This window comes from Williamsia sp. Y844 (assembly GCF_056786475.1).
The window spans coordinates 2,138,163-2,164,546 of sequence record NZ_JBXCJB010000001.1; the positions used below are offsets into that span (position 1 = coordinate 2,138,163).

Sequence of the window (26,384 nt, forward strand, 5' to 3'; positions counted from 1 at the left end):
CGTCCGCGGGTCACCTCGCTCCGGAGGTGTTCAGCCCCAGCCGTTGGCGTGGAGCCAATCGTCGGAAATCCCGAAATGGTGTGCGATTTCGTGTACGACCGTGATCGCGACCTCGGAGATCACCTGCTCCTCGGTGTCGCACATGGCGAGTATCGGATCGCGGTAGATCGTGATGGTGTCCGGAAGGGTGCCGCCGTAGTGGCTGTCCCGTTCGGTCAGCGCAATGCCGAAGTACAGCCCGAGCAGATCGGGTTCCTCGTCGTTGAAGGGCTCCACGAGGATCACCACGTTGTTCATCGCGGCGGCAAGATCTTCGGGGATGGTGTCGAGGGCGTCTGAGACAAGGTTCTCGAAGTCCTTGTCGGTCATCGCAACCGGCATAGATCAGCCGCCGCCGGCCGGGGCTGGGACCTCGAGTGTCGGATTGACCTCTACGCCAGGCGGCAGCGGCACCGGTGTCGGGACGATGCGGCCGTCGGAATCTTCGGCCGACGGTACCGGCACCTGGCCATTGATCAACAAATCTCCCCTGGCATCGCCGACGAGGGTCGCGAATCCGCCCGCATCAGGTAAGCCGATGTAGCACACCGACGTTCGGCTCCCGGCCATCCAGCTCGTCTCCGCCAGGGTCGACCATTGCAGGTTGAGAGTGGTCTGGGCGAGTCGGTCGGCACTGCCGAGGAACTGGTCGGTCAGACCGGGGCAGATCCCTTCCAGATACGCGTTCTGCGCCTCGAGGTTCGGCCATGGCAGACCTGATGCGGGACCTCCGAACTCGACACCCAGGTCGACCACCCCGGTCACCTGGAATGCGTGGGGCTCGGAGCAATCCACCGGATCGGTGGGTTGACGGGTGGAGGGATCGATCCCGATGCAGGTGCCCACCGGCCACTGCTGGGCCTGGTCCAGGTCGCGGACGAACCCGGTGAACGGCGCAAGTGTGCCGGTGGTGCCGGACATCTGCAGTCCACACCGCAGGCTGCGCTCCCCGTTGTTCCACTGCTCTTCCGAGGGATACATCAGATTGACGGTGAAGCGTCCGGCCGGGTCGAGCTTTCCGCCGAGGTAGTTGTTGACGATTGTCGGGCAGTACTCGTCGCGGATCGCGTTGAACTGGTCGGCTCCGGGCCAGGGGGCGTCCTCGCCGAATTGCACGCCCGGGTACACCGAGGTGTCGACGGCACCGGCCACCTCGAACACATGCTCCTGGCTGCAATCGACCAGGGACTGTTCGGCCGGTTCGGCCACCGGCCAGGTGAGGCAATCCCCGGCCTGCGATTCGGAGAACGGTGTGGACTCCGGCGTTGGCTTCGTGTCCCCGACCTCATCGCGCTGAACCTTGCCTGCGTCATCGAAACCACCGACAAGTCCGACAACTGCGGCGCAGACCACTGCGCCCACGAGTATCGCCGCGAGCAAGACCCGGATGGGGTGCTCGTGCATCAGCTGCCCGAATCGACCTCGCCGACTCTCCACAGAGGGATTGTCGTCTTCATGCGAGGCTGAATCGCCGCCTTCTTGTGAGGCGGAATCGTCACCTTCTTGCCTGTCAACCATCGGGGTCCATCATGCCCTTGTCGGCAGGCCCCGTGGCCGGATGGGGCGCACAACCGGACGACCCGGGTCGGCAGCGGGCGCTATCGTCGGCTCATGGACCCGAATGTGCACGGCGAATCGGCCGATCCGAAGAACCCTGACAACACCGAGCCCCCTGCCGACGTGGCCGAGCTGGCCGGCCGGATATTCGCCATGGCGCGTTCGGGTGATCTGGCGATGCTGCAGTACGTGGATGCGGGCGTGCCGGTGAATCTGACCAACCAGGCCGGCGACACCGTGCTGATGCTGGCGGCCTATCACGGCCACGCAGAGGTGGTGAAAGGCCTGTTGGAGCGGGGGGCGGACGTGGATCGCGCCAACGACAAGAATCAGACCCCGCTGGCCGGTGCGGTGTTCAAGTCGCACGACGAGGTGGTTCGGGCGCTGATCGATGGGGGCGCCGATCCGGACGCGGGCACGCCCACAGCCCGAGACGCAGCCCACATGTTCGGCCGCGAAGATTACCTCAGTTTGCTCGGCAAGTAGGGTTTCACACGTGATCGACCTGAAGATTCTGCGTGAGCATCCTGATGTTGTCCGGGCTTCCCAGCGCACGCGCGGTCAGGACCCGGCGTTGGTCGACGTTCTGCTCGCCGCCGACACCGAACGCCGTGCCGCCATCGTCGAAGCCGATCAGCTGCGTTCCGAGCAGAAAGACCTCGGAAAGCTGATCGGGAAGGCACCGGCCGACGAGAAGCAGGCGCTGTTGGCCAAGGGCAAGGAACTGGCCGAGCGGGTCAAGGCCGCGCACGCCCGCGAAGCCGCCGCCAACGACAAGATGGTCGCCGCGCACCGCGCGATCAACAACATCGTCGCCCCGCAGGCGCCTGCCGGTGGAGAACAAGACTTCGTCCTGCTGGAGACCGTCGGCGAGATCCCGAAGATCGAGAACCCGAAAGATCACCTCGAACTCGGGGAGAGTCTCGGCGTGATCGACATGGAGCGCGGCGCGAAGGTCTCGGGATCGCGCTTCTACTTCCTCACCGGTGCGGGCGCCATGCTGCAGCTCGGGCTACTGCAGCTCGCCGCGCAGAAGGCGACGGCAAACGGTTTCACGATGATGATCCCACCGGTCCTGGTCCGCCCAGAGGTCATGGAGGGCACCGGATTCCTCGGCGAACATTCGGCCGAGGTCTACCACCTCCCAGACGACGATCTTTTCCTCGTCGGAACCTCTGAGGTGCCGATGGCCGGCTATCACATGAACGAGATCCTCGACCTGTCCGACGGCCCCAAGCGGTACGCCGGGTGGTCGAGTTGCTTCCGCCGTGAGGCAGGCAGCTATGGCAAGGACACCCGCGGAATCATCCGTGTCCATCAGTTCGACAAGGTCGAGGGGTTCATCTACTGCCGCCCCGAAGAGGCCGAGGCCGAGCACGAAAAGATCCTGGGCTGGCAGAAGGAAATGCTGGCCGCCATCGAGGTGCCGTATCGGGTGATCGACGTCGCCGGTGGTGATCTCGGTTCGTCTGCGGCCCGCAAGTTCGACTGTGAGGCCTGGGTTCCCACCCAGAACACCTATCGCGAGCTGACCTCGACATCGAACTGCACCACGTACCAGGCACGTCGGCTGCAGGTGCGTTACCGCGGCGAGAATGGCAAGCCGCAGATCGCGGCAACACTCAACGGCACCCTGGCCACCACACGCTGGATCGTGGCAATTCTCGAGAATCATCAGCAACCCGACGGCAGTGTGCGGGTCCCGGAAGCCCTGGTGCCTTTTGTTGGCACCGACGTGCTGAAACCGCGCTAGAGAATCACGCCCCGAGCACGGACTGGTTCTCGTCGACGACTTCGGCGCGCAACTCGTCGAGACGAGTCCGATACTCGATGAGCTGATCGATCCGTGCCGACAGTTGGTCACGACGATTGCCGATCAACAGCAATGCCGCGGCGCGGTCGGCGTCGTCGACGAGACTCGGCTCCGCGCAGATGGCCTCGATGATCTGAGCGGATTCGGCCAGGGTGAGCCCTGCCGCGAGCAGACAGCGGACGTCCTCGACGATGCGGACGTCCTCCTCGTCGTAGATCCGGTATCGGTTCGCCGCCAGCTTCGGTTTCAGTACCCCGGCGTGTTCGTAGTGCCGAACCATCCGTGGCAAGCCGGCTTTCAACCGGCATTCGGTCCTGCCGACCTCGCCGCGTTTCGCCGGCAGCAGCCACCACCGGAGGACGTGCTCGCCGAGCAACGGCTCATCGAGCAGGTGGACGCTGTCGTCGCGGTGTTCCCGGTCTACTGGTGGTCGGTCCCCGCACTGCTCGCCGGTTGGATCGAGCGAGTGTTCACCGGCGGGTGGGCCTATGAGGACTCCGAGGATGTGGACGGGTTCCGCACCGCGGTACCCGATCTGCACTTTGTCGGGGTGGCGGGCGTAGGCGAGGACACCTTCGTCCGACGCGGTTACCAAGCGTCTCTGGCCACCCGCCTGCTCGGCGGACTCGCAGACTATTCGGGGATCACCACGGCGAGCCTGACCCTCCTTTATGACAGCCACGCCGAACAGTCCGAAGTGCACGTCCGACGGCTACGGGAGGCCCACGAGACGGGGCTGAAGATCGCTGCCGCCATCAGTCCGTGCCCACAGCCCGCGTAACTCGGGGAAGCGGAGGCGGATTCGGGCCGGTCTGCGGACTTCGTGCGTCCGGTAGAGGCAGATCCGGGTTTTTGCCGCCATACTGCTGAGCATGATCATCGGAGTTCTGGCAGCGCTGTTCGCGTGTGTGGCCTACGGCGTCTCGTCTGTGATGCAGGCGTACGGCGCCCGGCAGTCCAAGCAGAAGGCAGTGGCCGACGGGCTGGAGGGCTTCGAGACCGAAACCGGCGCCCCCTCCATGAAGTCGACCATCGCGGCAGCGTTGACGCTGGCCTTCATCGTCGGAACCTGTTTGGACGTATTCGGTTTCATCGGCGGCGCGGTCTCGGCCCGGCTGGTCCCGTTGTTCCTGTCGCAGACGATCATCAGCGCCAACCTGGTGGTGACCGCGGTCCTCGGCATCTTCGTGCTGGGAATCAACCTGCATCGCCGGGACTGGATTGCGATCAGCGTTGTGATCCTGGCGTTGTTCGCATTGGGTTTCTCGGCTGAACCCGAGGGCACCGGTCGCGACAGCTCATGGTTCCATTGGGGCTTGTTGGCGATCACGTTGGTTCTGATGGCGGGCTCGATCGGTCTGATCCGGTGGCTCGGCTCCAAAGCAGCCATCGCCGCGGGGCTTTGCGCCGGAACGATGTTCGGCGTGGTGGCGATTTCGGTACGGGTCATGGACGGTATCTCCGACTTCGACATCGGTCAGATCCTGGCCGACCCGGCAGCTTACGCTCTGGTGATATCCGGGATCGGCGGCTTCTATCTACATACCGTTGCGCTGCAATTGGGTTCGGTCAACGGTGCCACCGCGGCCCTGGTGGTCGGCGAGACCGTGATTCCAGGTCTTGTCGGTATCATCTGGCTCGGCGACAATGCACTCCCCGGCCGAACCTGGTTGGCTGTACTCGGATTCATCTTTGCCGTCGTCGGGGCTGTTGCGGTCGCCTGGTCGGGGGCGGTGGAGGCCAGTGCAGAAGCGGAGCGAGGCGGAGAGAAGGCAGTGGTATGAGCGTGTCCATGTATGAGCGATCCACGAAGATGGTGCGGTTCGACCAACTGTCGATGGCGATGACAGAAGAGCTCGCGAAGCACTCTGCGAGCCAGCAGTTGGTGCTCGCCGACGACATGCCTGCCTGGCTCACCCACAGTGTCAATCAGCCGTCTCAGTCAATTCTCGGAAAGTTGTTCGGGCGCAGTGCCAACGCCACTGACAAGGATTCCGAACACGATGTCCTGGTGGTACTGCACACCACTCATCTCCTGGTGGTGACCGCTGGTGAGAAACGTGGCACCGCAGCACTTTCGGTACCCCTCTCGCAGGCCTCGGTACGGGTCGGAGGTGCGCTGGAGGATTCGTTCTCCGCGGTGGAGGATTCCGGCATCACCATCGGTGGATTCCCTGGCGACCACGGCCAGCCCGGCACGTTCTACGTCGGCCTCGGGCCCGAACCGGCCGGCGCCGAGTGCGCGGAGGCGATCAGGGCTGCGATCACCGACGCCAAGAATCCGTAGCGCCGATGTCGCGGGTCTTCGGGTGATCACGACTTAAGATGGTCCGGTGCCGGTCAATCGAAGTCGCAAGGCCAGATACGCGCGCAAACGCAAACGCCGGATGGATGCCGTCGAGCACGATCTGCGACCCGAGCAGTGGACAGAACTGAAAGCCGCCTGGGGCGGCTGCGCCTACTGCGGTGCGACCGATAAACCGCTGCAACGCGATTGCGTCCTACCGATCTCCAGGGGCGGCCGCTACACCATCGACAACATCGCGCCGGCCTGCGGTTCTTGTAACGCCAGCAAATGCAATGACGAGGTCACCGGGTGGCTGCGGCGCAAGAAGCTCAACGAGCGCGCGTTTCTGGAGCGCCACATAGAGATCAGCGCAGCGATGCGGATCTCTCACCCGGCGGACGCCGAGTCGGTCACGGATGCAGCAGGATCTTGACGGTTCCATCCTGTTTCTTCTGAAAGATCTCGTAGGCGTGGGGTGCCTGCTCCAACGACAATTCGTGTGTGGCAAACGTATCCACGCCCAGCGGGTCGTCGTCGGTGAGCAGCGGCATGATGTCGTCGACCCACCGCTTGACGTTGGCCTGTCCCATCCGCATCGTGATCTGCTTGTCGAACATCGTTCCGAGCGGGAGCGGATCCATGTCGCCTCCGTAGACCCCGATCAGTGAGACCGTGCCGCCACGCCGCACCGCGTCGAGGGCGGTGTAGACCGCGCTGAGACGGTCCACGCCTGCAGTCTTGAACAGCGGCTGGGCGATGGCGTCGGGCAGCATGCCGGTCATCGCCTGAATCACCTTGGCCCCCAGCGCACCGTGTGCTTCGGCGCCGACCGCGTCGATGACCGAATCGGTTCCGCGGCCATCGGTTCGATCTCGGATGATCTCGGCGATGTTGTCGTTGCGCGACAGATCGATGGTGTCGATACCGCGTGCCCTGGCCCGTTCGAGCCGTTCGGGAACGAGGTCGACCGCGGTGACCTGGTAGCCCTTGTGGGCTGCCACTCGTGCCGCCATGTCACCGATCGGGCCGAGGCCGAGGACCGTCACCGAGCCACCGTCGGGGATGTTGGCGTACTCCACGGATTGCCACGCGGTGGGCAATACGTCGGAGAGATACACAAACCGCGAATCCGACGGACCCTCCGGCACTTTGATGTGCGTGAAGTCAGCGTGCGGGACACGGAGGTACTCCGCCTGCGCGCCGGGCACCTGACCATAGAGTTTGGAAAAGCCGAACAGGGCCGCACCCCGCCCCTGAGAGGTCACCTGTGTGGTCTCGCACTGTGTGGGCAGTTGATGGCTGCACATGTGGCAAGTGCCACAGGCGATCTGAAACGGGATGACAACCCGATCCCCGACGGACAGGTTCTTCACCGCCGAGCCGACTTCGACCACCTTTCCCATCGGTTCGTGCCCGAGGATGTCTCCGGGAGACATGAACGGTCCGAAAATCTCGTAGAGATGAAGATCTGATCCACAGATGTTGGTCGTCGTCAGCGAAATGATCGCGTCCGTCGGTTCTTCGATTTTCGGGTCCGGCACGGTCTCGACGCGCACATCACGCTTGCCTTGCCAAGTCACTGCTCTCATATCGGCTCCTTGTTACGGCGAACTTCAGGTCATCCGCCCCTGTCGGGAGGTACCCCTCGAGCGCCGGGCGCAATCACGATGTGGATGTGGGCACCAGGGATGACAGAGTGGGGGTTTGAGAACTACTCGCAGCGGGTAGGCCGGGTGAGTGAGAAGACGATTGCGTGGATGGGACAGTATTGGACCGATCTGAATCCAAGGCCCGCACCTCAGACGACTATTCCGATGTTGTCGGCTTGATCGAGCAGTTGCGAGCGGGTGATCCCGATACCCCTGCGACCAACCGTCTCCGCGATGACGTGATCACGCGTTGCCTACCGTTGGCCGAGAACATCGCACGTCGCTTCGGCGGCCGCGGTGAGAATCACGACGACCTGGTGCAGGTCGCCCGCCTCGGCCTCGTGAACGCGGTGGATCGCTTCAATCCGGAACACGGTTCGGAGTTCGTATCGTTTGCCGTGCCGACGATCATGGGCGAGGTGCGCAGGTACTTCCGCGACGCCGCGTGGGCGACCCGAGTTCCCCGGCGTCTCAAAGAACTTCACAAGTCGATCAACGACGCCTCGGAAGATTTGTCGCACAGGCTGGGGCGATCGCCGTCGGCGAGTGAGATCGCAGTCGAACTCGGACTCGATGTCGCCGAGGTGACAGAGGGTTTGCTCGCCAGAGGGGCGTATCAAGCACTCTCGACCGATTCCGGCGCAGCGGACGACGAGATCGGGGCGCCACTGCTCGAGACGATAGGTGAAGAGGATCCGGAGTATTCTCACGTCGAGAGTTACGTCATGATCCGGCCGGCACTGGCCAAGCTCACGGAACGGGAACGCCGAATCCTGGTGCTCCGCTTCTTCGGTTCTCAAACACAGACCGAGATCGCCAAGCAGCTCGGCATCTCGCAGATGCATGTGTCGCGAATCCTCTCGAGCACGCTGAAGAAGCTCCGTGAAGACCTGGGGCCAACCGAGACCGACATCAGTTCATTGCTGGGATGAGTGCAGTGATTGGCAATCAACGTCATGGGTACACGACCAGTGAGTAGAGGAAAGGGTTGTCGCCGTGTTGAAACGGGAACATCGAACCTTGCGGGTTAACCTGCCGGGCAAAGGGGGACAAACGTAGTGGGTGACGTTGTGGACATCGATGGGATCGCAGTGGCTCCGGTGAGTATCCGGGTCAGAGCCGATGAGTCGCAGGTACCGATGGTGCGGGCGATCGCCGAGACGTTGGCCGTGCTTGCGGACTTCTCGCTCGACGAGGTGGCCGACATCAAGCTGGCGGTTGACGAAGCGGCGTCGTCGATCATCGGCTGTGCCGCACCGGAAGCCGAACTGATCATCGGATTCACCACGTCGGACCGCGACTTCCGCGCCGTCGTCCAGTCGTGGGTACCGGTCGGGAAAAGCCTGTCACAAACCGGATTCGGATGGCACGTCCTTCAGACGCTCACCAGCTCCGTCGCCGTGCACGAGGGCGCTGTCGACAACGGCGGACGCCTGGTTGCCATCGAACTCTCGAAATAGCCGGATCCCCGAGCGACGGCTGATCACTTGAGCCGGCGCAGCGGTGACGTGGCAGGTCCTTCGAGGATCTCGCCATCGTGACGGAAGCGTGACCCGTGAAGTGGGCAATCCCAGGATGATTCGGCGTCATTCCACTTCAGAATCCCGAACAGATGCGGACAGATCGCGGAAACCCGGTGTTGCCTGCCACCCACGGTGCAGACCCCTACCGGATGTGCACCGTCCCTGCGAACCTCGCCCGTGCGCTCGGTGGCCGATGCGTGCGACTCCGGTGAACCGGCGATCGCGGCGCCAACCCAACCCTTGACCAATTCCAGTCCGACAGCACCGTTGATCATCGCGGCGGTGGGAAGTCCTGAAAGCTGTTGGTAGCGAGAAGAATTGAATGCGCTCGCCCAGGACTTGTGGGCTCCGTGTAGTTGCCCGGACAGCATGAGTGCGGCCGCGATCCCGTTCGACATCCCCCATTTGGCGTACCCCGTGGCCACCACGATGTTGTCGTGCCCAGGAACGAGCGGACCGACATAGGGCAGCTCGTCGATGGAGACGTAATCCTGTGCCGACCAACGAGCTCGGAGGCGGGCGGTCGGGAATGACTGCATGGTCCATTCGATGAGTTCGTCAACCAGTGATTGTTCAGATCGGGTCCGGCCGACGGTGTGGCCCGCCCCGCCGGTGAGCAACACCTCGCCCTCGGTGGTCGGAACGGTACGGACCGACCGCGACGGCTGGTCGGCTGAGAGAAACATTCCGCTGGGAAGCTCTTCGGACACGTCGAAGGCGGCGGTGTAAGACCTTTCGGGATGGAGCCGCGCAAAGTATCCACCACGATCGAGAATTGGTGTACCGGTTGCCAATACAATTGTGCCGGCCCGTACATCGCCCTGATCGGTGCCCAAGACCTGGTCGCCCCGGTCGGTGCGGACCGACCGCACCCGGACGTTCTCGAAGATGTCGGTGCCCTGCGTTTGCGCCTCTGCGGCGAGAACCGCCAATACATCCATCGGGTCGAACTGGGCCTGATCGGTCAAGACCACCGCCGAGCGCGCCGGGAATGCCGTGTCGAGTTGGTCCACACGTTGGACCGGCAATCCCGCTCGTCGTGCGACCCGGAACTCCGTTTCGACGGCCTCGATACCGTCGTCGGACTGGGCGTAGGTGTACGCGTCCCTGAGTTGAAACGCGGCACCCTTGTCGCGCATCAGATCGAGCAACCACCGCTGACCTTCGAAGTTGGCCTCGACATATCGTCTGACGGTGTCGGCCGTGTGTTTGGCCGCAATGCTCGACAACCGCGTGCCCTGCAGCAAACTGAGTTTTGCGGTCGTGTTGCCCGTGGCGCCGAAACCCACGTGGCGGGCTTCCAGTACCGCTACCTGGGAGCCGGCCCGTGACAGCAGTAGCGCGGTGGCCAGCCCGGTGATCCCACCCCCCACCACGACGTATTCGTAGCGGGTGTCGGTGACTGCTCCCGAGGGCGTCTCGACATTGACTCGGTCACGCCAGAATGAGGACACCGGATCGCCATACCCCGATGACGGGCCGACCAAACACGCTGCGAATCAGTCCGAGTTGGCGTCGTCGACCAATGCCCACCGATCTGAACAGAGATCTGGCGACTACTCGACCTTGCTGCTGCGGAGTTCGTGACCCTTCGAGGTCAGGCAACGGCCGCTGCGCAGATCCCACGACCAGCCGTGCAGGTTGCAGGTGAGTTTCTCTCCCTCGATGACACCGAACTTGCTCAGATCGGCCTTCAGGTGGGGGCAGCGTCGCTGGATCTCCCAGCCGTCCTTCACGATTGACGACGAATCATCATGTGCCTCGGCAAACCATCCGTCCGCGTAGGCAATTCGCTCATCGGTCAGACACTTGAAGAAGGTGTAGAGGTATTCGTTGTATCCGCCGATGCGCCACGTGGTGAACCGGGTCGAGAGGAAGATCGTGTTCACCCAGTCGGGTTCGTTGTCCCGCAGAACGGTCCGGACCAACTCGGGTGCGATCCGGAAGCCGTACCGGTACTTGCCCTCGTTCTCCTTGGGTTCACGGACCGTGCGGTTGGGGAAGTCGAGAACGACTGTCTCGTCGCCCATCACAAGCCCGACGGGGTAACCGATCCCATCGCAGATCTGATCACTCTGCGCCATGATCGGCTCGAAGAGCGACTTGAGGGGCTCGAGTAGTGGTTCGCCTTCGGCCGGTGCCCAGGTTGCCTTCTGCGCGGCGATGATCGGGGCGAACTTCACCGCCATCTTGTCGAGGTAGGCGGCCTTGTTCTTGCCGAAGACCTGTTCCGGCGGGTACGGATGGCTGATCTCGTCGAGTTGTGAACCGGTGAACTCCGCGGTGGACCCGGAGACCATCATCAGCCCGCGATGCTTGACGCCGTCGTCGGTGCCGTGTTCCTTCATCTGATCGAGGAACGTTTCCTGATCCGGGAAGATGCTGGTGGGGTCGTTCTCGATGTCGTTGAGGTACCGCAGCTCCTCGTCGAGGAACATCGGCGGCCCGGCCGACGGCACGACCCAGGTGGCATCGACCTGTTCGATGTACGACCGCGCGCGGTCCATGCCGCGCTGGCGCTTCTGCGCCGCGAAGTTGGCCTTGGAACGCTTCGGGATGTCGTAGACCATCGGGTACCAGATCGCGCCCGAGTACTGCAGCATGTGGACATCGATGTGACCGAACTGCTCGGTGATGACGTCGAGATCGACCGGCCGGGCGTCGTTCATGTTGAACACGGTGGTCTGACCGTCGGAGACGACGATCCCGCTGTCCCCGATCGGGCCGTCGGCGGGTGCCCGCAACGCCACGATCATGACGTCGAGGCTGCCCTTGTCATTGGTGACCGTGGTCTTCACCGAGTCCTCGGTCTCCACGAATTTGTGGAAACCGAGTTCTTCCAGCGCCCGCCTCAGGTCGGGAACCGGGTAGTCGGGCAGCAGGACGGTGGCGTCTTTGTTGACGTTGTCCCGCAGGTTCTGCTCGTCGAAATGGTCCTTGTGCAGGTGGCTGACGTAGAGGTAGTCACAGTCGCCAAGGGCTTTCCAGTCCAGCTCACTGTTGTCCGGAAATGGGATCCACGACGCAAAGTATGCGGGGTTGACCCATGGATCACACAGGATGGACCCCGCTGCCGTCTGGATGTGGAATCCTGCGTGTCCAACGCTCGTGACCTGCACGTACTGCCTCCAAAATTGTGGTGCTCTTGCTGCGGTCCCCAGAGTATCGACCGCATGGGGATGGCCGCCTGCCAGCCAACGCTAAGCTCGCGGAATGGAACCGGTCTACGACACAGTCATCGCCCTGGCCCGTTCGCTGTGGGCGGCCGAGGGGCTGACGTTCACGGTAACCGGCGTCGAGAATGTGCCGAAAACCGGCGGCGCGGTGATCGCGATCAACCACACCGGCTACCTCGACTTCACCTACGCCGGGTTGCCCGCGTTCGTGCAGGGTAAACGCAAGGTCCGATTCATGGCCAAAAAAGAGGTCTTCGACAACAAGATCAGCGGACCGATCATGCGCAGCCTCCGGCACATCCCGGTTGACCGTGGCGCCGGCGCCGAGAGCTACCGGGCCGCGGTCGACTACTTGCGGGCAGGCGAACTCGTTGGTGTGTATCCCGAGGCCACCATCAGCCGCAGTTTCGAGATCAAGGCGCTCAAGTCGGGTGCGGCCCGGATGGCTCACGAGGCGGGCGTGCCGATCGTTCCGACCGTGGTCTGGGGCGCCCAGCGGGTGTGGACCAAGGGCCATCCCAAGCGACTGGGCCGGACGAACATCCCCATCTCGATCGGGGTGGGCAAGCCTGTCGACGCAAGCGGCGATCCGGCCGCGGTCACCGCAGAGCTGCACAGGGTGATGAGCGAGCTGTTGCTGGAACTTCAGGAATCGTACGGCCCGCATCCGCAGGGTGAGTTCTGGGTTCCGGCCCGTCTCGGCGGCGGTGCACCGACGCTGGAGGAAGCGAATCAGATGGACGCCGATGAGCAGGCCGAGAAGGCTGCCAAACGAGCCGCCCGGACCGAGGCCGGTCACGGCGGCTGAGGTCGCGAAGAATCGCGACCGACGTTCCATTCCAGGATGACGGTGGTGCCGAAGGCGGTCGGGTTGATGCGCGGGTGATCGGAGAGCGCCTGCATCAGTGGGATCCCTCGCCCGCGTAGCCCCGCGGAGGATGATGCCTTCGCCTGCTGCCAGAGGCCGTGGTCTTGGACGGTCACACTGAGCAGGTAGTCGTACCGGTCATAGATGGCGCGCAGGTTCATCGTCCCCGGTCCGGCGAGATGCGCGTACGCGTGTTCCACGGCGTTGGCCAGGGCTTCGTACACCGCAAGGGCGATCGCGTCGGCGTGGCCATCGGCCTCGGGAACCTCGTCTTGCAGCCAGCTCGCCAGGTGTTGGCGAAGCCGAGTTGCCGCTGCCGGATCGGCAGTCACGTCGGTGAACGCGAGCTGCGGGTTCTCGATCGGCAGGTTCGTCATGGTTTGGTCGCCATCCACCCTTCGGTGTTACCCAGGGGGAGTGGGTTTTATGCGGTGTAGGGGTCGGCGCGGCGTTCTTCACCTAATTGGGCTACAGCTTCGTCCACCGTGGCGTACACGGTGACGGTCTGGTCCAGCCCGACCAGGTGCATGGGCCGGGCAGTTGCTGGTCCGTCGGCCACCACGGCAAGGCGTCCGGTCGGTGCGATGTTCTCGTGCGCCGTGACCAGTGCCGTCATGCCTGCAGAGGACAGGAAGTCGACGGCCGAGATGTCGATGATGAGTCCGGTGGGGACCCCGCTGATCGCTTCGCCGACGGCATCGGACAACTGCGGGACGGTCAGTACGTCGATGCTGCCGCGCACGGTCAAGACAACCAGTCCGCCCTGGCGGTCGGCGGCAATGGTCAGTCCGCTTCCGGCGGGTAAATCGTTGTCTTCGCGAGTGTGAGTCGAGTGTTTGTCGATCGAGTCCATCGAAACCCCTTGTGCCGTGTGTCAGATGAACGTGGCGGCTCATCAGTGAACCGGCCTCGTTCATATTTGCACAATTGATGTTGGCGGGGCCGAAGTCCTGTGTGGCATGCCGCTGTAGCCCTGAACACACGGAAGATCAGGTGCGCGACGTCGCGGAAATCGGGCTGCGCCTGCGCTGCCCTGAATTAGGCTGTCCGCCATGGAACCGGTATTCCGAGCGCTCGAAATGACCGCGAAGACGCTGGTCAGGGCGCAGGGATTGAAGCTCGACTTCGTCGACCTGGACAAGCTGCCCGCCCGCGGTGGAGTGGTGTTGGCGATCAACCACACGGGATATCTCGACTTCCTGCCTGCTGCACTGGGCGTTCACCGTTGCGGCAGGCGCGTGCGATTCATGATCAAGTCGGAGATGGAGAAGATTGCCGTCATGCGCTTTCTGATCAAACACACCAAGACGGTGTCGGTTGATCGGACCGCGGGCGCCCAGGCGTACGAGGTCGCGGTGCGGACCCTTCGCAGTGGGGAAGTGGTCGGCGTGTATCCCGAGGCGACGATCAGCCGGAGTTTTGAGATCAAGGGGTTCAAGTCGGGTGTGGCGCGGATGTCGATTGATGCGCAGGCTCCGATTGTGCCGGTGATCGTCTGGGGAGCCCAACGCATCGCGGCGAAGGGTGGTCCGCGCAATCTGGGAAGGACCAAGACGCCGGTCATCGTCGCGTTCGGAGATCCGATCGCGCCGCCTGCGGCCGGTACCGCGACCACTGACGCGCTGGTCACCACGCTGAAGCAGACCATGCAGTGCATGCTGCTCGAGGTCCAGGAGCGGTACGGCGACCACCCGGCCGGGGCATATTGGGTGCCGGCCCGCCTCGGTGGGAGCGCCCCGACGCTGGAAGAGGCCGAAGCGATGGACATGGCCGACGCAGCCGCGCGGTTGGCGAAAAGGCAAAATGGATGAAATGCCGCCCCCGGAGTTCGTAGGCCCGCCCACACTGATTGCCAGCGATGTCGATGGCACGCTCATCGACGACAACAACCTGGTGCCCGAATTGGTGCGCTCGATGATCAACAAGGCGACTGCCGCCGGTGCCACCTTCGTGATCGCCACCGGACGTCCGCCCCGATGGATCGCCGAGATCACCGACCAACTCGACGTCGAACCGTATGCGGTGTGCGCCAACGGTGCGATCGTCTATGACGTCGCGACCGACCGCATCCTGCACTCGCAAACCCTGGGCGCATCCGTGCTCGAGAAGCTGGCCGAGTTTGCGTACCGACAGATTCCCGGATGCGGACTGGCGGTGGAGAGGGTCGGCAAGAGTGCCCACGACGCCGCGACCCCACCGTTTGTGGCGACGTCGGGTTACCAGCACGCCTGGCTCAACCCGGATCACATCGAGATGAGTGAAGCCGATGTGCTGTCACAAGAAGCGGTGAAGCTGCTGGTGCGGCGTCCGGAGATGACCAGCGATGAGATGGCTCGCCGGATGGCCTCGGTCGTCGGCGATCTCGCGGACGTCACGTACTCCACCGACAGCGGCTTGATCGAACTCGCGGCGCCCGGGGTCAGCAAGGCCAGTGGCCTTCAAGTGCTTGCACGCCTTCGTGATCTGCCGGTCGATGCGTCGGTGGCCTTTGGTGACATGCCCAACGACATCGAGATGTTGCGTTGGGCGACAAGAGGTTTCGCGATGGCCGACGGGCATCAGGCCGCCATCGACGCGGCCGACGAGATCGCCCCGGACAACAATGTCGGTGGTGTGGGCCAGGTTCTGGCCCGCTGGTTCTGACCCGCGGGTTCTGACCCGCGGGTTCTGACCCGCGGGTTCTAATCCGCTGGTTCACATCAAAAAAGGAATCCGCTCCACCTACTTGTATCCGCTCCCGTTGCAACAGGAGCGAATACAAGTAGGTGGAGCGGATTCTTGGATCAGGCAGGCGGTGCGGTGGTCGCCAGGTCGCGCTGCTGGTTGTAGCTGTTGTTGAACTCGTCGATGTAGATGCGGAGCACCTCGACGATGCCGGTGATCAGGTTGAAGATCAACGTTCCGCCCTGGAACGACTGGCTGATGCCCTGTGGTCCGGAGGTTTCACCCGACGTCGGCAGGCCCAGGGATCCGGTTTCGAATCCCAGTGCCGCCCAAGCTGTCTCGATGGCGCCCTTGATCACCTGTGCGCCGGTGGCCTCGGACCAGTAGATCTTGCCGTTCTCGAAGTCGGCGTACTTGGCGGTGCCGTCGGGGGTGGTCTGCTCGACGGTTGTCGCGTTGCCGAGCTCGCCGGAAGGGCCGCCGGTTGTCATCCACTGCTGGGCGATGGCGCCGGTGTCGGTGGTGGACAGGACCTGCGGATTGGCGGTCGGCAACTGGCCGTTGCCTGCTGCGATCGCGCGGATCTGTGGCAGTGCGTCGTAGCCGAACTGGCCGGGGCAGTCGGTGCTGTAGAAGTCGCGGTGACCACTGATCATCGACACCGTTGCCGTCTCACCGGCGGCGTACAGGCCACCCGGGAATCCGATGGATTCCAGCGAACTCTGTCCATTCGGATCGAGTCCGGCCAGTCGCAGCTTCCATCCGAGGAAGGTTCCGGCCGCGTTGATCATCTCGGGTGTCGGCTGCACCTCGTTGAGGTTGCCCATCATCGCCAGGCCCATGGTGTCCTCGTTGAACCCGCCGGTGTGGACGCCCTGGACGTTTTTGTCGAGTCCACCGGCCGTGCCCTCGAAGGTCTGGCCGTACTTGTCGACGAGCACGTTGTATCCGATGTCGCACCAGCCCAGGGTCTGCGCGTGGTACGCGTAGATGCCGCGGACGATCTCGGCGGACTGCTCGGGGGTGTAGTCGTTCGAGCCTGCCGTGTGGTGGACGACCGTGTCCTCCAACGCGTCGTCATATGTCGGCTCCGAGCAGCGCAGCGATTCATCGGCACCCCACTGGGCCCGGGAGATCACCTGCGGGACACCGGGAACTGCCGGTGCGGCGGGAGGGGCGACCTCTGCGGCAGGAGTTTGACCTTCTGCGATCGGTGCGCTCGTTCCGGGCGAGATCAGTGCGGCGCTGATCGATGACAGGGCCTGCACCAGATCCTGTTGGGGTGCACCGGTGGTGGTCAGCAACGGCTGGTCCTTGGGCGTGAATACGCGGGGCGCGATCTCACCCGGAGCGACCGTCGATGTCGGGATCGAGGTTTCGGTGCGTTGCGGCACCGGAGGTGTGGTGAACGTGGAGGTCGTCGACGGTTGGGTTCCGGACGGTCCGGCGGCGGGGTCGGCCGGCCCGCTGCCCGGAGCGGCAACGCCGTCGTTGGTGACGGCGATCTGGATGACGTTCGCTTCACCGATCCAGATCGGTTCTGTGCCTTGCTTGTTCGGGTCCTTGTCGCTGACGCCGTCAATCTTGTCGGCCGAGAGCCATGGGCCCCATGATCCGTCGGGTGCCTTGGCGCGGATGAACGCGGCGGTGTCGGCCAGTCCGTCCCAGGTCAGTCCGACCATCGAGAATGGGGTGTCCTGGCTGATCTCTTTGACCAGTGCGCCCTCGGGTGCGGCGGGTTGGGCCGGTGCGCCGCTGGAAGGAGTGGTGGACTCCGGGACGGTGGTGGCGGGCGCGGTGGTGGACGGGAGAAGGCCGCTCGGGATCTCCAGTGGGATGTCGGGCAGCTCGATCCCGGAGATGTCGATCGGCGGGAGCGTCACACCCACATCCGCCAGTCCTGACTTCACCAGGTTGAGAACAAGCGTCGGAACGTCGTTCAGGCTGACCTGGTTGATGGTCGTCGGGGTGACCGACTGCGCGGTTGGCACATCACTGGGATCAACAGCGAAGTTCGGCGCACTGCCTCCGACCAGGATGGCGACCGGGCTTGCGACGACGACGGCGGCAACAGTGCCCAGGACGATCGAGGGTTTGGGGCGGCGATAGCGCACGTAGTTCTCCTTGTTTGTCGCACTGGTCGAGCTGGTGATCACCGACGTGTGAGAGCACGCCAAAGGGGGCGTCCTGCGCAACGTCGACTTCCCCTTCGACTTGTTAGACCGGCAAATCGTGTCTTTTGTGCGGCCCGAAGTCCACGACCTAGACCGGCGTGGCGTGAAACTCGTGATGCTGTTGTTATGTCCTGTGACTTCTGTGGCTCGGAAATAGCAACTAGTGTCACTTCAGTCCCACTAGTCACATTGCGTGCTGATGCGTGTGTGTGAAGCCGCAGTGGGCGAAACTGTTGCGAAGGGACAGCCATGCCGCGTATCCCAGGCCTGTACACCACTCGACCCATTGGGGGCCGGGCTGCGTACGGTGCCCGGTTGCGGCGGCCGGCAGTGGCCGGGGTGGCCCTGTTGATGGCCGTCGGAGCTGCCGGATGGGTGGTTCCGCGGGTTGTCGAAGCAGATGTTTCGCTTGCGGTCGGTGGCGAGGTGACGCTGGTCGGGCACGGTAACGGGCACGGCCGCGGCATGGGCCAGTGGGGCGCGTTTGGTTATGCCAAACAGGGTTGGACCTCGACTCAGATCTTGAGTCACTATTACGGCGGCACCACCGCGGGGAAGGTGGACAACGTCGACGTCTCGGTAATTCTCACAGGCGAGTCGTCGGTCAATGTCTTCGCGGACGCCGGAATGAGGGTTGGTGATGTGGCGGTGGCACCCGGGCAGGCCGTGAGTCTGTCGGGTTCCACCGCCACCATCACCACCGGCTGTGGTGGTCCGGTGGTCCAGTCCGTCGAACTTTCGCGGTCCCTGGTCTCACCGATCACCCCGGGCCCGGGACGCCCGCCAGCGGAACTGCTCCGGATGTGCGGCTCCGATCAGACAGTCCGTGGTTCGCTCGGTTTTGATGGCGGCAACGTGATCAACGTCGTTCCGCTCGACGACTACGTCAAAGGTGTTGTGCCCAAAGAGAGCATCGTGACCTGGGCCGATGAGGGTGGCGCCGAGGCGCTCAAGGCGCAGGCCGTTGCCGCCCGCACCTACGCACTGGCTTCGATGGATATCAGCAAGCCGATCGACGACACCATGAACTCTCAGGTCTACGGCGGATTCGGTGCCGAAGACCCCCGCTCCAACATCGCGGTCGACGCCACCGCCGGAGAGATCCTGCTCAAGGACGGAAAACCGGCGTTCACCGAATTCTCCTCCTCCACCGGCGGCGCGACCGACGGACGCGACTTTCCGGCCGTGATCGATGAGGGTGACGCGATCTCACCGCACCACGAGTGGACCGCCTCGGTCAGTTCGGCGAGCATCGCAGGCGAATTCGGCGTCGGATCCCTGACCGGCTTCGACGTGATCGAGGCCTACGGCATGGGTGCAGAGTCCGGCCGGGCCGCCACCATCCGGATCAGCGGTACCGGAGGCAGCGTCGACGTTCCCGCGCAGGAGGTTCGCACGCGACTGCAGCTGAAGTCGTCGTTCTTCTCCGTGCAGGGACAGGTGAGCCCGCCCGCGATCATCGCACCGCCCTCGGGCGTCGGCGGCACACCGGCCGCGCCGGCGTTACCGGCCATCCCAACGCTTCCGACAACCCCGGGCACGCCGGGAACCCCTGATTCCTCCACCGGTACCGACGAACTGCTCGGTCAATTGCTGGCACTGGCAGAGGCCGCCATCGGGACGAAGTTTTCCGAATTGGGCGGTCCCGCAGGACTACTCGGAGCAGCCCTCGGACCGGTCGAACCCACTGTCACGGGAACCGGTGCGGTGCAGCAGTTCCAGAACGGTGCCGTGTTCTTCAGCCCCGAAAGCGGCGCGCATGCGCTGGCCGGTGTGGCCTTGGTGAATTACCTGCTTCAGGGCGGCGAAACCGTCTTGGGATTGCCGGTCGAGGATGCGCTGAGCGCTCTTGCCGAAGGGTTCGCCCCAACTTCATCCCCGTGAGTGAACCCCGAGGGCAATGTTGCCTCGGGGCCCCTCTATCGGGCGGATTTCGGGGCCAGGCTGGGATACTGGGCGCGTGAGCGAACCCGGTCCGGCCGCCGCCGGGCAACTCCATCGCAGACTTGGCGTATTCGACGCCGTGACAATCGGGCTCGGATCGATGATCGGCGCCGGTATTTTCGCCGCATTGGCGCCTGCCGCCGCGGCGGCCGGGTCCGGGCTGATCATCGGTCTGGCGATCGCCGCGGTCATCGCTTACTGCAATGCGACGTCGTCGGCGCGGCTCGCCGCCCTCTACCCGGTGTCGGGTGGGACGTACGTCTACGGCCGCGAAAGACTCGGCGCATTCTGGGGCTACCTCGCGGGCTGGGGATTCGTGGTCGGGAAGACCGCCTCGTGTGCCGCGATGGCGCTGACGGTCGGTTTCTATCTGTGGCCGCAGTACGCCCATGCCGTCGCGGTCGCTGCCGTCGTGCTCCTGACCGCCGTGAATTGTCTGGGTGTCGCGAAGTCGGCGCTGGTCACGCGGCTGATCGTGGCGGTGGTTCTGGCCGTCCTTGCGGCCGTGGTGGTCACCACCCTCTCATCGGACGCCTCGCAACCCGATCGGCTCGACCCGTTCACCGATGTCACCGTCACCGGTGTACTTCAGGCAGCCGGCCTGCTGTTCTTCGCGTTCGCGGGATACGCGCGGATCGCCACGCTGGGTGAGGAGGTGCGCGATCCCGCCCGGACCATTCCGCGGGCGATCCCCACGGCACTGGGGATCACCTTGCTTGTCTATCTGGTGGTGGCGGTGGCGGTGCTCAGTGTTCTGGGCGCCGACAACATGGCCGGGTCGGCTGCGCCACTGGCCGATGCGGTGACGGCAGCCGGCGCCCCCGGGCTCGAGTCGGTGGTCCGGATCGGAGCGGTGGTGGCTGCCCTCGGGTCGATGCTCGCGGTTCTGCTCGGTGTCTCGCGGACGAGCATGGCGATGGCGCGTGATCGACATCTGCCGCATTCGCTGGCCGCGGTCCGCGCGGCGACGGGGGTCCCGTACCGCGCAGAACTGGTGATCGGGCTGGTGGTCGCGGTACTGGCCGCGACTGCGGATCTACGTGAGGCGATCGGGTTTTCGTCGTTCGCGGTCCTGATCTATTACGCGATCGCCAACCTCTCCGCGGCAACTCTGCGGAAGGACGAGGGCCGGCCACCGCGGGTGGTACCCGTGCTCGGGTTGGTCGGATGTGTTGTCCTGGCGGCCTCACTACCGGCCGCGTCGGTCATTGCCGGGCTTGTGGTCCTGGCATGCGGCGCTGCGGTCTACGGACTGCGACGTGTGATCGCCCGTTGACGGCGGAGTCATCGCGAGTTCGGGCAGCTGGGACAATGGTCCACGTACCAAGAACAAGGAGATGACCCCATGCGTCCAGAAGCTGACGGAACGGCGCCGCATATTTCGTACGTGATCGCAGGGTCGGAGGCCACCGGCGGCGCCGGGTTACAGGCTGACCTGCGTACCTTCCGGCAGCTCGGGACGTACGGCGTCGGGACCATCACCTGCATCGTCTCGTTCGACCCGAAGTCCGGATGGGCGCATCGCTTCGTTGCGGTGGATCCCGAGGTCATCGTCGATCAGATCGAAGCTGCCACCAGCGCGCACGATCTCGATGTGGTGAAGATCGGCATGCTCGGGACGCCGCAGACGATCGCCGTGGTCGCCGACGCGCTCGCGAAGCAGACCTGGCGGCACATCGTGGTCGATCCGGTCCTGATCTGCAAAGGGCAAGAACCGGGCGCTGCCCTCGACACGGACAACGGTCTTCGCAGTGAGATCCTCCCGCTGGCCACGGTGGTCACACCGAATCTCTTCGAGGCGCGCACCCTTGCCGGCATGGAGAGCGTCGAGAGTGTGGACGACCTCAAAGAGGCAGCTCGGCGTATCGCCGACCTCGGACCCCGATACGTCGTGGTCAAGGGCGGAATGGAACTACCGGGCACCGATGCCGTCGACGTCGTCTACGACGGTGTTGATTTCACTGAGTTCCGGGCACCGAAGATCGGTGAAGAGCGAGTTGCCGGCGCCGGCTGCACATTTGCCGCCGCGATCACGGCCGAACTCGCCAAGGGAGCGGACGTGCTCGACGCCGTTCGGGTGGCCAAGGAGTTCACCAGGGCCGGGATCGTGGGCAGGATCGCCACGAACATGCCCCAACCGTCAATCGGGATCGCGTGATCGTGCGCTGAACATGGCGGTCAGTCTGATCGCTCGCCGTCCGGTGCCCGAAACATCAATGCCGGCAGCAGAATCCCGAAGAACAGCGCGATCGCCACACCGAGTGCGGTTTCGCCGAGCCGTTCGAACAGCCGGGAGGGCGCGCTGTCGGGATTGGATAATCCCAGCAGCATGATCACAAAGAACGTCGTGAATGCGGGCAGAATGTAGAACCTCGAGCCTGCTGTGGCAGCCGCCAGTGTCAGCGTCAGTCCAAAGGCGACTGCGTAAACGACCGTGGGTGGCGAGGTTTCGATCAGCAGTACGGCCAGTGCGCCGCCGGCGATAACCGATGCCAGACGTCCGACCATGCGGGAGATCTGAACGCCTCGCGCCGGACGCATCACCATCAGCGCTGCGGCGCAGGCCCATCCGACATGGTCGAAGTCGAGTGCAAAACCGATCGCAGCCGCGACCGCTCCGGCTGCGCCCAATCGCAGTCCGTATGCCATCCCCGGTCCCTCGGGTGGAGCGTCCCGAGCCTCGGGTTCCCGCTGTGGCAGCACCAGGGAGACCAGCCAGACAAAGGCGGAACCGGCGACGAAAAGCGCAGTCAGTCTTGCCGATTCGCCGAGACCGTCGTAGCTGAGGCCGACGCCGACCATCGGTACCGCGAGGGTCATCATCAGTAGCCCGAGCCGGGCGAACCGGGCGACACCTGCCAGGAGCACCGCGCCCAGCGCCAGCCCGAAGATCACCGGCACGGCAAGCACCGGGTATGGGGCCACCAGTGAACCGGCCATCATCGGTACGCCGATGAGCAGACCGGAGATCAGCAGAACGAGGCGTTGTCTGCGTCGTGGTGGGATTCCGACCACGGCGGCAGGTAGTACACCTACACCGAGGGCGGCGGCCGCGGCGAGGTCAGAGAACGCGACCGCCACAGCGGGTACGGCGGCCACCGCGCCGAGGCCCGCCCCGATACGGCTCCATGCGAAGAGCGGTCTCTCGGGCATGGGCCACAACGCCTTTCGCAGCTGATCCGGCTCAGGGATATCGGGGCAGCCGGATGTGCCTTGTCAAAACGCTAGCAGGGTCCGGTCAGGTAGACGCGCTGGTTGAGGAACCATTTCCCACCCGGACGAACTCGGTTCAGCACAGGCAGATCTGGGCCGAGCGCAACCACGCGGCGAAGGCTTCCTGGTCGGTGCTGTCGGTGACCCACCAGGTGATGGTTCCGTTGACTTCTGAGTAGATGATGTACGCAACGGTGTTGTCGTCGAAGGTGTCGAAGTAGGCGTACACCGGGTCGCCGTCGATTGTCTGGGTGAACAACTCGGAGGTGTTGCTCTCCGCATACGCGGTGTCGGCGATGGCCTTGATGTCGGAGGTACCTGCGTCGAACAGGGCGATGGCGCTCGGTGGTGCTCCCGTGGTGCCTTCGGTGAGTACGCCACTGGCCGGCGCGCAGATGATCGCGGCGACGGCATAGTCCGGACGGTCCACCGTCTGGCAGGTGTCGGCGTCGAACAGATCCGGGTTGGCGTCGACCAGCCCCTGGTCGTCTGCACCAAGGGCGCCAGGTGTTGTGGAAGCGTTTGTCGTGGGTTCCTGGCGTTTGGTGGTGGTCGTGGATTTGGTCGAGGTGGTGCTCGCCGTCGATGTGGTCGACGAGCTTGCCGGCCCGGCTTTGGGGTCGTTGTCCCCGCCGGAACTGGCGATGGCCACTCCGAGAATGGCAGCGACCAGCACAACCACAACCGCAGCGATCGCACCTATCGTGAGATTGCGCTTGCGGTTCGGGTTGGGGACCGGCTGCTCTGGCGGCGAGCCGTAGGCGGCGGCATAACTCGGCGGGGGGTTCGAGCTGTACTGGGGATCCGAACCGTACTGGGGGTCCGAACCATATTGGGGATTCGTGCTGTATTGGGCAGTGGGCACATATTCGCCACCCGGTGCCGGCGCCGGCGCCTCGGTCGAGCCCCAACTCGGTGTACCCCAGCCCGGTGCATTCGGTGGCGGTGGACCGGACGTCGTTTCCGGGGTTGCGGGTTTGGACAACGGAACACCGACGATCGGTGGCGTCGGCAGCGGTGCGCCCGCGGAACCGGCGGAATCCGACTCTGCGACGAGGGCTTCGAGAGCTCCGAGTGCGACCACCGTCTTCGGGTTGTCGAGTGTTGCCACCGTGCCGAGTTCACCGAGGCGCTGCTGGACCAATGGCACCCGTGAGGAGCCGCCCGTCAGGTAGATCTGGACGTCACCGCCGGCACCCGCGCGAGCCAGTGTCCGCCGGGTGAGGTCGACAACCGAGTCGACGTTGGCGGCGATGAGCTGCTCGAACTCGCCGCGTGTCAGTTCGAGGATGGCCTCGTGCCCGCCTGCACTGATGTTGATGACCGCGCGCGGCGATTCGGACAGCAGCTCCTTGGCGCGTCGGATGTTGTCGTCGACGGCGCGCTTGGTCGACAGGTTTGCCTCTGTCCGCAGATACTCCAGGAGTTCGGGTGCGCGTGAGGTGAGCTGTTTGTCGACCCACCGCCGGATCATGGCGTCGAGGTTCTTGCCGCCGAGGCCGTTGCTTCCGTCGTGCGCGATCAGGTCGATCGAACCGGGTGTGGACGTCGCATCACCGATCTTGACAACGGCGACATCGCATGTGCCGCCCCCGTAGTCGACTACCGCAATCGTCTTGCCTGCGGCTTCTCCTGGAGGGATGGCCCGGGTGTAATGCGCGATCGCGGCGCGGGGTTCGGAGATCAGGGTGATCGCGGAACGGTCGAATCCGATCAACTCGGCCGCCCGGGTCAGGACATCGATCTCCTCGGGTGACCAGGCCACGGGGTGCGTGAGGATCAACCGGCTGGGCCGGGTACCGCCGCGGCGTTCCACCGCTCGATTCATTGCCGAATTCAGCACGGCAGCAATGAGGTTCTCCAGTGGCAGATCAAGATTTCCGACCGGAACCGTGCCGGCATTGATGTGCCGTTTCGGGTGCGTGATGAACGCGGCGGGATTGCCTGCGGCCTGGTTGACGGCGGCCTCGCCGACCAGCACATTGCGGTACGAATCCGCGTATACCGACGACGACATGATGTCGCTGTTGTGGGAGAGAGGCACCACCGACGGGGCACCCGAACCGGGTTCGTATCCGGCCGCGGCGGTATTCGACGTACCGAAGTCGATCGCCAGCCACCATTGATTCGACATCGGTGGGGTTCCTTTCGAAGTGAGTTGGCCATCGGAGTCGGCCACCGCCAACGTAAGGCATATAGGCGTTGGCGGCAGCCGATTGTCCTGTGGGTGAATGTCGTACTGCCAGACGACGGTTGAGACAGCGTCGGCTACAGGATTTTGAAGCCGTCCGGTATGCCGTCCTGGTCGAGGTCGGATGCGCTGGTCTCGCTGAACCCGTCGCCGTCGGAATCGGACATCGGGTTCCTCTGATGTTGGTTGTCGCCGACTCAGAGGGCGCTGGTGTCGGGGTTCTCGACGCTGTCGGGATCGATTTCGGTCCATTCGTCGGTGCCGGTCTCGTGGACATAGGCGCTGTCGATCTCGCCGTCCTGATCGTCGTCGACAAATGCGATGTCGTGTTCGCCGTCGGCGTTCTCGTCGAGGAACACGGTGTCGGCGATCCCGTCCTGGTCGGAGTCGGAGACCGCGGTCTCGAAGTGCTGGTCGCCGTCGGTGTCAAAGGCGAGGGTCTCTGCGGTGCCGTCCTGGTCGTAGTCCTGGACCATGACGTCGCCGACGCCATCGCCGTCGACGTCCACGAGGGCGGATTCGGTCACGCCGTCATTGTCGACGTCGAAGACCTCCAGGACGGTGGCGTCTTCGCTGATCTCGGGCATGCTGTTGTCGGACATGTGGTTCTCCTTGTTGGTGTGGGTGCTCGCGATGGTCTCGCTTGCGGTGTTGTTGATAGGAGAGTCCGAACGCGCCAAATGTTCCGGTGGATACGAAAGAGGTTTCCGGGTATCGATCTACTGGTTCGGTAGTACATCGCTGACAGGGGTGTTCTGGCCGGCCGCGAGCCACCACTGGTCGTCCTTGTTCACCAGTACATACATGGCCATCTCCGAAAATCCGGTGGTGTCGGGCTCGCCATCCGCGGACAACGCCTGCCTCCGGATGTGTGTCACCACCACCCCGGGTGCGGGGGAAATGCTCTGAACTGCCTGAAATTCGGACGTCGGTGCTGCGGGTACCTTGCCGCCCATCAGGGACCGATGAATCGTGTTGAGAAGTGAGTATCCCTGGAGTACTTGGCCTTTCGGGCTTCCCCAGAGCACATCTGAGGCGAACAGCGAGTCGTATTGATCGGCATTCGTTGCGTTTTGTAGCCGATCGACGAGGAGCGCAACCGCGGTTGCCACCTCGTCGTTGTCGTCGGCTCGGTGCAGAGTCGGCCGGGTGGTGTCCGTAGGCAGGTTCGATTCAGTCATACGATGACACTAGGAGTTCAAGTGTGCTTTAAGTCAAGCTAACGTGTGTAGTGCGAACGGATGAGCTGGACCGACGTTACGCGGCTAAAAACGCGTATCGGTAAC

The 26,384-nt window shown here is 64.0% G+C and carries 27 protein-coding genes; 14 read left to right on the plus strand and 13 right to left on the minus strand.

All coding sequences use genetic code 11. From position 1 onward, the window contains the following. Positions 1–30: 30 nt before the first annotated feature. Together AC1TQG_RS09675 and AC1TQG_RS09680 are read right to left on the minus strand one after the other, a co-directional pair. Positions 31–381 (minus strand): metallopeptidase family protein, encoded by a 351-nt coding sequence (locus AC1TQG_RS09675; RefSeq protein WP_482136704.1) that lies wholly within the window; start codon positions 379–381, stop codon positions 31–33. Positions 382–384: 3 nt separating this feature from the next. After that, complete coding sequence (locus tag AC1TQG_RS09680) at positions 385–1,557, minus strand: septum formation family protein (protein ID WP_482136705.1); 1,173 nt, start codon at positions 1,555–1,557, stop codon at positions 385–387. A gap of 93 nt (positions 1,558–1,650) precedes the next feature. Here AC1TQG_RS09680 and AC1TQG_RS09685 point away from each other — a divergent pair, with 93 nt between their 5' ends. Together AC1TQG_RS09685 and serS are read left to right on the plus strand one after the other, a co-directional pair. Next, on the plus strand, positions 1,651–2,082 hold the full coding sequence (locus AC1TQG_RS09685) for an ankyrin repeat domain-containing protein (RefSeq protein ID WP_482136706.1): 432 nt from the start codon (positions 1,651–1,653) through the stop codon (positions 2,080–2,082). 10 nt (positions 2,083–2,092) lie between these two features. Next, positions 2,093–3,349, plus strand: coding sequence for a serine--tRNA ligase (gene serS, locus AC1TQG_RS09690; protein ID WP_482136707.1), 1,257 nt, complete (start codon positions 2,093–2,095; stop codon positions 3,347–3,349). 4 nt (positions 3,350–3,353) lie between these two features. On the opposite strand, the gene AC1TQG_RS09695 is transcribed toward serS, so the two are convergent. Continuing rightward, positions 3,354–3,689, minus strand: a complete 336-nt coding sequence (locus tag AC1TQG_RS09695; RefSeq protein WP_482136708.1) for a MerR family transcriptional regulator — start codon at positions 3,687–3,689, stop codon at positions 3,354–3,356. On the opposite strand from AC1TQG_RS09695, the gene AC1TQG_RS09700 reads away from it, so the two are divergent. From AC1TQG_RS09700 to AC1TQG_RS09715, 4 genes are all read left to right on the plus strand, one after another. Continuing rightward, positions 3,678–4,190 carry an NAD(P)H-dependent oxidoreductase gene (locus tag AC1TQG_RS09700; RefSeq protein WP_482136709.1) on the plus strand — a complete coding sequence of 171 codons (513 nt, stop codon included), beginning with the start codon at positions 3,678–3,680 and terminating at the stop codon, positions 4,188–4,190. The genes AC1TQG_RS09695 and AC1TQG_RS09700 overlap by 12 nt on opposite strands. 91 nt (positions 4,191–4,281) lie before the next feature. Further along, complete coding sequence (locus AC1TQG_RS09705) at positions 4,282–5,193, plus strand: hypothetical protein (RefSeq protein ID WP_482136710.1); 912 nt, start codon at positions 4,282–4,284, stop codon at positions 5,191–5,193. After that, the gene (locus tag AC1TQG_RS09710; protein WP_482136711.1) at positions 5,190–5,696 is read left to right on the plus strand and encodes a hypothetical protein; all 507 of its coding nucleotides are present in this window, start codon (positions 5,190–5,192) and stop codon (positions 5,694–5,696) included. The genes AC1TQG_RS09705 and AC1TQG_RS09710 overlap by 4 nt, the downstream gene beginning before the upstream one ends. A 100-nt stretch (positions 5,697–5,796) precedes the next feature. Further along, positions 5,797–6,129, plus strand: a complete 333-nt coding sequence (locus AC1TQG_RS09715; protein ID WP_482137308.1) for an HNH endonuclease — start codon at positions 5,797–5,799, stop codon at positions 6,127–6,129. Here AC1TQG_RS09715 and AC1TQG_RS09720 read toward each other — a convergent pair. After that, on the minus strand, positions 6,107–7,285 hold the full coding sequence (locus AC1TQG_RS09720) for a zinc-dependent alcohol dehydrogenase (RefSeq protein WP_482136712.1): 1,179 nt from the start codon (positions 7,283–7,285) through the stop codon (positions 6,107–6,109). The genes AC1TQG_RS09715 and AC1TQG_RS09720 overlap by 23 nt on opposite strands. A gap of 164 nt (positions 7,286–7,449) precedes the next feature. Here AC1TQG_RS09720 and AC1TQG_RS09725 point away from each other — a divergent pair, with 164 nt between their 5' ends. Continuing rightward, on the plus strand, positions 7,450–8,277 hold the full coding sequence (locus tag AC1TQG_RS09725; RefSeq protein WP_482136713.1) for a SigB/SigF/SigG family RNA polymerase sigma factor: 828 nt from the start codon (positions 7,450–7,452) through the stop codon (positions 8,275–8,277). A gap of 126 nt (positions 8,278–8,403) precedes the next feature. Continuing rightward, positions 8,404–8,805, plus strand: a complete 402-nt coding sequence (locus tag AC1TQG_RS09730) for an ATP-binding protein (protein WP_482136714.1) — start codon at positions 8,404–8,406, stop codon at positions 8,803–8,805. 23 nt (positions 8,806–8,828) lie between these two features. On the opposite strand, the gene AC1TQG_RS09735 is transcribed toward AC1TQG_RS09730, so the two are convergent. Then, positions 8,829–10,322 (minus strand): FAD-dependent oxidoreductase, encoded by a 1,494-nt coding sequence (locus AC1TQG_RS09735; RefSeq protein ID WP_482136715.1) that lies wholly within the window; start codon positions 10,320–10,322, stop codon positions 8,829–8,831. A gap of 102 nt (positions 10,323–10,424) precedes the next feature. Continuing rightward, complete coding sequence (locus AC1TQG_RS09740; protein WP_482136716.1) at positions 10,425–11,987, minus strand: Rieske 2Fe-2S domain-containing protein; 1,563 nt, start codon at positions 11,985–11,987, stop codon at positions 10,425–10,427. A gap of 94 nt (positions 11,988–12,081) precedes the next feature. Between AC1TQG_RS09740 and AC1TQG_RS09745 the strand changes: the two genes are divergently transcribed. Continuing rightward, positions 12,082–12,852, plus strand: coding sequence for a lysophospholipid acyltransferase family protein (locus AC1TQG_RS09745; protein ID WP_482136717.1), 771 nt, complete (start codon positions 12,082–12,084; stop codon positions 12,850–12,852). On the opposite strand, the gene AC1TQG_RS09750 is transcribed toward AC1TQG_RS09745, so the two are convergent. Further along, complete coding sequence (locus AC1TQG_RS09750; RefSeq protein ID WP_482136718.1) at positions 12,840–13,289, minus strand: ATP-binding protein; 450 nt, start codon at positions 13,287–13,289, stop codon at positions 12,840–12,842. The two genes, AC1TQG_RS09745 and AC1TQG_RS09750, sit on opposite strands and share 13 nt — an antisense overlap. Before the next feature lie 47 nt (positions 13,290–13,336). Then, a complete protein-coding gene (locus AC1TQG_RS09755; RefSeq protein WP_482136719.1) occupies positions 13,337–13,765 on the minus strand; it encodes an STAS domain-containing protein in 429 nt (142 codons plus the stop codon). A 199-nt stretch (positions 13,766–13,964) separates the two neighbouring features. On the opposite strand from AC1TQG_RS09755, the gene AC1TQG_RS09760 reads away from it, so the two are divergent. Next, positions 13,965–14,723 (plus strand): lysophospholipid acyltransferase family protein, encoded by a 759-nt coding sequence (locus AC1TQG_RS09760; protein ID WP_482136720.1) that lies wholly within the window; start codon positions 13,965–13,967, stop codon positions 14,721–14,723. 1 nt (position 14,724) lies between these two features. Further along, on the plus strand, positions 14,725–15,555 hold the full coding sequence (locus AC1TQG_RS09765) for an HAD family hydrolase (protein ID WP_482136721.1): 831 nt from the start codon (positions 14,725–14,727) through the stop codon (positions 15,553–15,555). Positions 15,556–15,695: 140 nt separating this feature from the next. Here AC1TQG_RS09765 and AC1TQG_RS09770 read toward each other — a convergent pair whose 3' ends face one another. Beyond that, the gene (locus tag AC1TQG_RS09770) at positions 15,696–17,690 is read right to left on the minus strand and encodes an N-acetylmuramoyl-L-alanine amidase (protein ID WP_482136722.1); all 1,995 of its coding nucleotides are present in this window, start codon (positions 17,688–17,690) and stop codon (positions 15,696–15,698) included. Positions 17,691–17,999: 309 nt separating this feature from the next. On the opposite strand from AC1TQG_RS09770, the gene AC1TQG_RS09775 reads away from it, so the two are divergent. The 3 genes from AC1TQG_RS09775 to thiD all read left to right on the plus strand — a co-directional run bounded on the left by AC1TQG_RS09775 (position 18,000) and on the right by thiD (position 21,852). After that, the gene (locus AC1TQG_RS09775) at positions 18,000–19,634 is read left to right on the plus strand and encodes a SpoIID/LytB domain-containing protein (protein WP_482136723.1); all 1,635 of its coding nucleotides are present in this window, start codon (positions 18,000–18,002) and stop codon (positions 19,632–19,634) included. A gap of 76 nt (positions 19,635–19,710) precedes the next feature. Then, entirely contained in the window at positions 19,711–20,970 is a 1,260-nt protein-coding gene (locus AC1TQG_RS09780; protein ID WP_482136724.1) for an APC family permease, read from the plus strand. Positions 20,971–21,039: 69 nt separating this feature from the next. Then, a complete protein-coding gene (gene thiD / locus AC1TQG_RS09785; protein WP_482136725.1) occupies positions 21,040–21,852 on the plus strand; it encodes a bifunctional hydroxymethylpyrimidine kinase/phosphomethylpyrimidine kinase in 813 nt (270 codons plus the stop codon). Positions 21,853–21,872: 20 nt separating this feature from the next. On the opposite strand, the gene AC1TQG_RS09790 is transcribed toward thiD, so the two are convergent. The 4 genes from AC1TQG_RS09790 to AC1TQG_RS09805 all read right to left on the minus strand — a co-directional run bounded on the left by AC1TQG_RS09790 (position 21,873) and on the right by AC1TQG_RS09805 (position 26,279). Continuing rightward, positions 21,873–22,847 (minus strand): FUSC family protein, encoded by a 975-nt coding sequence (locus AC1TQG_RS09790; protein WP_482136726.1) that lies wholly within the window; start codon positions 22,845–22,847, stop codon positions 21,873–21,875. Positions 22,848–22,983: 136 nt separating this feature from the next. Further along, the gene (locus AC1TQG_RS09795; RefSeq protein ID WP_482136727.1) at positions 22,984–25,041 is read right to left on the minus strand and encodes an Hsp70 family protein; all 2,058 of its coding nucleotides are present in this window, start codon (positions 25,039–25,041) and stop codon (positions 22,984–22,986) included. 254 nt (positions 25,042–25,295) lie between these two features. Then, entirely contained in the window at positions 25,296–25,700 is a 405-nt protein-coding gene (locus AC1TQG_RS09800; RefSeq protein ID WP_482136728.1) for a hypothetical protein, read from the minus strand. A gap of 117 nt (positions 25,701–25,817) precedes the next feature. Further along, positions 25,818–26,279, minus strand: a complete 462-nt coding sequence (locus AC1TQG_RS09805) for an SgcJ/EcaC family oxidoreductase (RefSeq protein ID WP_482136729.1) — start codon at positions 26,277–26,279, stop codon at positions 25,818–25,820. Positions 26,280–26,384 lie beyond the last annotated feature (105 nt).

What these genes read in the sequence shown, in the direction of transcription:
- AC1TQG_RS09800 (WP_482136728.1), bottom strand. Translation starts at nt 25,700, where the DNA reads ATGTCCGACAACAGCATGCCCGAGATCAGCGAAGACGCCACCGTCCTG.
- AC1TQG_RS09715 (WP_482137308.1), top strand. Translation starts at nt 5,797, where the DNA reads ATGGATGCCGTCGAGCACGATCTGCGACCCGAGCAGTGGACAGAACTG.
- AC1TQG_RS09790 (WP_482136726.1), bottom strand. Translation starts at nt 22,847, where the DNA reads ATGCCCGAGAGACCGCTCTTCGCATGGAGCCGTATCGGGGCGGGCCTC.
- AC1TQG_RS09745 (WP_482136717.1), top strand. Translation starts at nt 12,082, where the DNA reads ATGGAACCGGTCTACGACACAGTCATCGCCCTGGCCCGTTCGCTGTGG.
- AC1TQG_RS09760 (WP_482136720.1), top strand. Translation starts at nt 13,965, where the DNA reads ATGGAACCGGTATTCCGAGCGCTCGAAATGACCGCGAAGACGCTGGTC.
- AC1TQG_RS09795 (WP_482136727.1), bottom strand. Translation starts at nt 25,041, where the DNA reads ATGTCGAATCAATGGTGGCTGGCGATCGACTTCGGTACGTCGAATACC.
- AC1TQG_RS09805 (WP_482136729.1), bottom strand. Translation starts at nt 26,279, where the DNA reads ATGACTGAATCGAACCTGCCTACGGACACCACCCGGCCGACTCTGCAC.
- AC1TQG_RS09720 (WP_482136712.1), bottom strand. Translation starts at nt 7,285, where the DNA reads ATGAGAGCAGTGACTTGGCAAGGCAAGCGTGATGTGCGCGTCGAGACC.
- AC1TQG_RS09750 (WP_482136718.1), bottom strand. Translation starts at nt 13,289, where the DNA reads ATGACGAACCTGCCGATCGAGAACCCGCAGCTCGCGTTCACCGACGTG.
- thiD (WP_482136725.1), top strand. Translation starts at nt 21,040, where the DNA reads ATGCGTCCAGAAGCTGACGGAACGGCGCCGCATATTTCGTACGTGATC.
- AC1TQG_RS09680 (WP_482136705.1), bottom strand. Translation starts at nt 1,557, where the DNA reads ATGGTTGACAGGCAAGAAGGTGACGATTCCGCCTCACAAGAAGGCGGC.
- AC1TQG_RS09675 (WP_482136704.1), bottom strand. Translation starts at nt 381, where the DNA reads ATGCCGGTTGCGATGACCGACAAGGACTTCGAGAACCTTGTCTCAGAC.
- AC1TQG_RS09685 (WP_482136706.1), top strand. Translation starts at nt 1,651, where the DNA reads ATGGACCCGAATGTGCACGGCGAATCGGCCGATCCGAAGAACCCTGAC.
- AC1TQG_RS09710 (WP_482136711.1), top strand. Translation starts at nt 5,190, where the DNA reads ATGAGCGTGTCCATGTATGAGCGATCCACGAAGATGGTGCGGTTCGAC.
- AC1TQG_RS09765 (WP_482136721.1), top strand. Translation starts at nt 14,725, where the DNA reads ATGCCGCCCCCGGAGTTCGTAGGCCCGCCCACACTGATTGCCAGCGAT.
- AC1TQG_RS09695 (WP_482136708.1), bottom strand. Translation starts at nt 3,689, where the DNA reads ATGGTTCGGCACTACGAACACGCCGGGGTACTGAAACCGAAGCTGGCG.
- AC1TQG_RS09705 (WP_482136710.1), top strand. Translation starts at nt 4,282, where the DNA reads ATGATCATCGGAGTTCTGGCAGCGCTGTTCGCGTGTGTGGCCTACGGC.
- AC1TQG_RS09775 (WP_482136723.1), top strand. Translation starts at nt 18,000, where the DNA reads ATGCCGCGTATCCCAGGCCTGTACACCACTCGACCCATTGGGGGCCGG.
- AC1TQG_RS09755 (WP_482136719.1), bottom strand. Translation starts at nt 13,765, where the DNA reads ATGGACTCGATCGACAAACACTCGACTCACACTCGCGAAGACAACGAT.